The sequence below is a fragment of the Kitasatospora sp. NPDC054939 genome (genome assembly GCF_053610105.1).
This window is the reverse complement of the sequence record NZ_JBSGXP010000261.1, coordinates 1-4,881: the sequence shown is the minus strand read 5'-3', so window position 1 is coordinate 4,881 and position 4,881 is coordinate 1. Positions and strand designations below refer to the sequence as shown.

The window sequence follows — 4,881 nt, the reverse complement described above, 5'->3', positions numbered from 1 at the left end:
CCCCGTGGGGTGTGCCGGCGGCACCCGTCAGGGCACCGGGACCCTGGCCGTCTCCGGATGCGGCTCGGCCGGACGGCCGTGCTCGCGCGGCGGGCGGACGGGCCACCACAGCGCCCGGCCGAGCAGGGCGGCCAGCGCGGGCACCAGGACCAGGGACAGGACGACGGCGGAGAGCAGGATGCCGAGCGTCATCGCGAAGGCGACCTGCTCGCTGCCCGGCGTGGTGGCGAGGGTGGCGAAGGAACCGGCCAGGACCAGGCCGGCGGTGGCGATGGCCGGCGTGGTGTGGCGGACGGCGCGCGCCACGGCGCCGCGGGCCGGGCCAGGGTGCCGCATCTCCTCGCGGATGCGGTCGGTGATGAGGATGTTGTAGTCGGTGCCGAGCGCCACCACGAACAGGAACAGCACCAGCGGGAGGGTGAAGTTGACGCCCGGCTCGCCGAGTCCGTGCTGGAACAGCAGGGTGGCGGCGCCGAGGGTGGCGGCGAAGCCGAGCCCGACGGAGAGCATCAGGATCACCGGGGCGAGCAGGCTGCGCAGGAGCAGCAGCAGGATCAGCCCGATCAGGGCCGCGGCGACCGGGAAGACGATCGCCAGGTCGTGGTCGACGGCGGCGGAGATGTCGGCGAAGATCGCGGCGGTGCCGCCCACGTGGGCGCTCGTACCGGCCGGCGTGTGGGCGGCGACGGCGGCGCGGACCGGCCCCGAGGCGAGGTCGCGGGCCTGTCGGCTCTGCGCGTCGACGGTCAGGTAGAGGTCGATCCGGGCGGCCCGGTGGTCGGCGCTCGGCACGGTCGGGGCGACCTGGCCGACGCCCTCGACGCCGGCGAGGGCCCGGGCGAGGCCGTCGAGCCGGCCCGGGGCGAGGGCGGCGCCGTCCGCGGCGGTGACGTAGACGGTGGTGGGGTCGGACACGCCGGCGGGCAGCGCGCGGGAGATCTCCGCGGCGGTGGCGGCGGCCGGGGTGCCGGAGCCGCCGCCCCGGCCGTAGTCCATCCGGATCCCGACCGTCCCGGCGGCCAGGGCGGCGAGCACGGCGACGGCGGCGAGCAGCAGCGGCAGCGGCCTGCGGGCGACGAGGGCGCCCAAGCGGGCGGCTCGGTCGTCCCGCGGTTCCCGCCGCAGGCTGCGGGAGGGCCAGAACATCCCACGGCCGCAGGCGGCGAGCAGGGCCGGCATCAGGGTGAGGCTGCCCAGCAGCATGACGAGGACGGCGACGGCGATGGCCGGGCCGAGCGAGCGGAACTGGCCGAAGCTCGCCACACCCAGGGTCGCGAAGGCGGCCACGATGGTGAGCGCGGCCGAGGTGATCGCGGTGCCGACCCGTGCGGACACCTCGGCGGCCGCCGCGCGGGCCGGCTGGTCGGGGCGGGCCCGCAGGTGTTCGCGGAACCGGAACAGCAGGAACAGCAGGTAGTCGACGCCGATCCCGAGCAGGACCACGGAGATCAGGCCCGGCGTCCCGGCGTCGAGCTTGAGGCCGGTGAGCGCCGCGGCACCGGCCACCGCCCCGCCCGCCGCGCCGCCGATCACGGTGACGGCCAGCAGCGGCAGGACGGCCGCGAGCACGCTGCGGAACACCAGGACGTTGAGCAGCACGATCAGCACCGTGACCAGGATGCCGCCGACCGTCGCGGCGGTCCGGTGGGAGTCGGCGGTGTCGGCGGCGTCGGCGAGCGCGCCGGTGTAGCCGGTGCGCAGGCCCGCCTCCGCGAACTGCGCCCGCGCGGCGTCCCGGAAGGCCCGGAAGACGTCCTGGACGCCCTCGTTCGCCAGGTTGCCGGTGAACTCGACGGTGAGCAGTTCGAAGCTCCGGTCGGGCGCGACCATCGCCGGGGCGACGCGGGGGGTCTGGGAGTGGTCGGGCACCAGGAAGGCCGGCTCGTCCTCCTTCCTCGGCATGACGACGCGCCGCTGGGCGAGCTGCGCCCCCTCGGCCTCGATCCGCTGCTGGTCCGCGGCGGAGAGCGGCCCGCCGTCCGTCCGGGCGACCAGCACCGTCACCGTGGTGGCGTCCGGCTTCACGCCGAACTTCTCCTCGGCGATCCGCAGGGCGGCGGCGGAGTCGTAGCTGCGGGGCAGGAAGTCCCCGGTGCGGGCCTGGGTGACGTGGCCGAGCAGCATCGGGCCCAGCACGCCCAGTCCGAGTCCCAGCACCGCCCAGAGGGCGATCACCTTCCAGGCGTGTCTGGTGGAGAATCCGGTCAGGGCGCGGATCACGTTGTCCTCCGGCTGATGGACGCGAACGTCGGTGTGGTGACCGGGGGTTCCCGGCCTGCTTCCAGACCATCACCCCGGGTGGGCCTGGGGCGTCCTGGCAGCGGACGATCCGCGGCGGGGCCCCAGCTCCCCGGGCCTGCCGCGGACCGGGACCGTGGTCCTGGTCGGGCGGTCCGCCCTCGTGCCCGGGGACCACGCCCGGCGTCGCGGGCCGATGACAGAATGGGGTGTCAGGGCTGATCAGCCGTGTCGGCCCGACCCGGGACCGGATGCGCGCCGGCCACCGGGCACGAGGAGGAACGGACATGGGCGGGCGTCAGCGCCCCGAAGCCGCAGCGGGCAGCGGGACCAGTCCCGGAACCGGCCGCGGGACCGGCGCGGCGGGGGCGCCACCCGACGCCGACTCCGCCCCCTGGACGCACACCGACGCGCTGGTGGCCGTCGGCGCCTGCACCCTCGACCTGCTGAACTACCTGCTCTTCAGCGAGATGGACGGGGTGCGCAGGGTCAGCGCGCCGGGCTTCCTCCTCGTCGCGCTGTCGGCCGTGCCGCTGCTCTTCCGGCGCAGCCGGCCCGTACCGGCGCTCGCCGCCGTCCTGGTGATCGGGACGGCGGTCGACTTGTCCGTACCACCGAGCCCGCACTTCGGCGCCGTTCTGATGGTCGGTCTGTTCTCGGTCGCCCGGGCCATGACCGGCGCCGCGACCGCGGCCGTCGGCGCGGTGACGGCGCTGGTGACCATGCTCGGCCAGAGCCACTTCGGCGTGCCGTCCTGGCAGGCGGTCGTCGGCACGTCCATGTCCTGCCTGCTCGTGGCCGGCGCCGGCCTCGCCGTCACCCGCTGGCAGCGGGAGGTCGCGGCGAACCGCCAACTGCTGGCCGACCGCGCAGTGGCCGACGAACGCCGCCGCATCGCAAGGGAGTTGCACGACATCGTGGCCCACCACATCACCACCATGCAGCTGATGGCCGGCGGCGCCCGTGCCAACCTCGGCCACCCCGAGGTGGCCCGGGACGCCCTGGTCACCCTGGAGTCCTCCGGGCGGCTGGCGCTGCGCGAGATGCGCCAGCTCCTCCACGTCCTGCGGGCCGGCGACGAAACGGACGCCGCCCCGCCCTCGCCCCAGCCCGGGGTCGACGACCTCGACCGGCTGGTGACCGAGTCCAGGCTCGCCGGGCTGCCCACCGACCTCCGGGTCGACGGGCCTGCCCGCCCGCTCCCGCCGACCGCCGGACTGACGGTGTTCCGGATCGTCCAGGAGGGCCTGACCAACGCCCGCAAGCACGCCGGGCCCGCCCGGGCGTCCGTCCGCCTGACCTACCGTCCGGACCGGGTCACCGTCGAGGTCCGCAACGACGGCCGGGACGCGTCCGCCCAGGACGGCACCGGCTCCCCCGGCCGACCCGGGTACGGCCTGCTCGGCATGCGCGAGCGCGTCGCCCTGCACGGCGGCACCCTGGAGGCCGGCCCGCAGGCCGGCGGCGGCTTCGCCGTACGGGCCGAACTCCCGCTCGGTCCGGAGGAGGCGGCCGAGGCGGCCGTCCAGCACGGGCAGGCCGCCGAGGGACACGCCACCGAGGCGGCCGGCCGGCACGGGCAGGTGGCCCGGTGAGCGCGGCGGCGGACCGGATCAAGGTCCTCATCGTCGACGACCAGCCGCTGGTCCGGCGCGGACTGTCGCTGATCCTCTCCCCCGACCCGTCCTTCGAGGTGGTGGGCGAGGCCGAGAACGGCGAGCAGGCCGTCGCCCGGGCCCGCCTGCTGCGCCCCGACGTCGTGGTGATGGACATCCGGATGCCCGTCCTCGACGGGGTCGGCGCGACCGAGGAGCTGGCCCGCAGCCTGCCGGCCTGCCGGGTCCTCGCGCTGAGCACCTTCGACATGGACGAGTACGTGGTGGCCGCGCTGCGGGCCGGCGCGCACGGGTTCCTGCCCAAGGACGTCTCCCCGGAGGACCTGGCCGCGGCGATCCGCACCGTCCACACCGGCGAGGCGGCGGTCGCGCCGCGCCTGCTCACCCGGCTGATCTCCACCTACGTCCGGGCGGCGCCGCAGCCCGCCCCGCCGCGCACCGCCGAGACCGGCGACCTCACGCCCCGCGAGGTCGAGGTGTGGCGCCTGATGGCCACCGGCCTCGACAACGCCGCGATCTCCCGGGCCCTGGACATCAGCCACTCCACCGTGAAGAACTACATCACCAGCATCTTCGGCAAGCTCGACGTCCGCGACCGCGCCCAGGCCGTCATCGCGGCCTACGAGTCCGGCCTGGTCACCGCCCGTACGGGAGTCTGACCACCGTGCCCCCTGCGCCCCGGACCGCGTCCGGGGCGCAGGACGTCAGCCCGACGCCTCGCCGAGCCCGAGGGCCTCCAGCAGCAGCCTCCGGTCGTCCCGGTCCCGGGCATGCCCGGCCACCACCTCCCGCACCCGCTCGGCCGTCCACGCGTCGATGCCCTGCCCGTCCGGCTCGACGATGTCGGCGATGGTGGCGAGGTCGCGGTTCTTCCCCGAAGCAGTCACCTGAGCTGCCTCCCGTCCGTTTCGAGAACCGACTTTCGACCGTACACCGCCCCCACCCCGAACGCCCCGCCGGGCCGTGTCCCTGCCCGCCCTGCTCGGCTGCCGGTGAGACGGAGCGCGGCGCGGCACCGGTGGGGTGC

Annotated in this window: 4 protein-coding genes; 2 read left to right on the top strand and 2 right to left on the bottom strand. The window is 75.9% G+C overall.

Annotation, left to right across the window (positions count from 1 at the left end; all coding sequences use genetic code 11):
* Positions 1-27: 27 nt before the first annotated feature.
* Positions 28-2,220, bottom strand: coding sequence for an MMPL family transporter (locus ACWGB8_RS37780; protein WP_452218190.1), 2,193 nt, complete (start codon positions 2,218-2,220; stop codon positions 28-30).
* A gap of 305 nt (positions 2,221-2,525) precedes the next feature.
* Here ACWGB8_RS37780 and ACWGB8_RS37775 point away from each other — a divergent pair, with 305 nt between their 5' ends.
* Together ACWGB8_RS37775 and ACWGB8_RS37770 are read left to right on the top strand one after the other, a co-directional pair.
* Complete coding sequence (locus tag ACWGB8_RS37775) at positions 2,526-3,833, top strand: sensor histidine kinase (RefSeq protein ID WP_452218189.1); 1,308 nt, start codon at positions 2,526-2,528, stop codon at positions 3,831-3,833.
* The gene (locus tag ACWGB8_RS37770; RefSeq protein WP_452218188.1) at positions 3,830-4,513 is read left to right on the top strand and encodes a response regulator transcription factor; all 684 of its coding nucleotides are present in this window, start codon (positions 3,830-3,832) and stop codon (positions 4,511-4,513) included. Before ACWGB8_RS37775 ends, ACWGB8_RS37770 begins: the two co-directional genes overlap by 4 nt.
* Before the next feature lie 45 nt (positions 4,514-4,558).
* Here ACWGB8_RS37770 and ACWGB8_RS37765 read toward each other — a convergent pair whose 3' ends face one another.
* The gene (locus tag ACWGB8_RS37765; protein WP_452218187.1) at positions 4,559-4,741 is read right to left on the bottom strand and encodes a hypothetical protein; all 183 of its coding nucleotides are present in this window, start codon (positions 4,739-4,741) and stop codon (positions 4,559-4,561) included.
* Between the last annotated feature and the right edge of the window lie 140 nt (positions 4,742-4,881).

Excerpts from the sequence above, each read along its gene's own strand:
- ACWGB8_RS37775 (WP_452218189.1), top strand. The coding sequence starts at position 2,526 with ATGGGCGGGCGTCAGCGCCCCGAAGCCGCAGCGGGCAGCGGGACCAGT.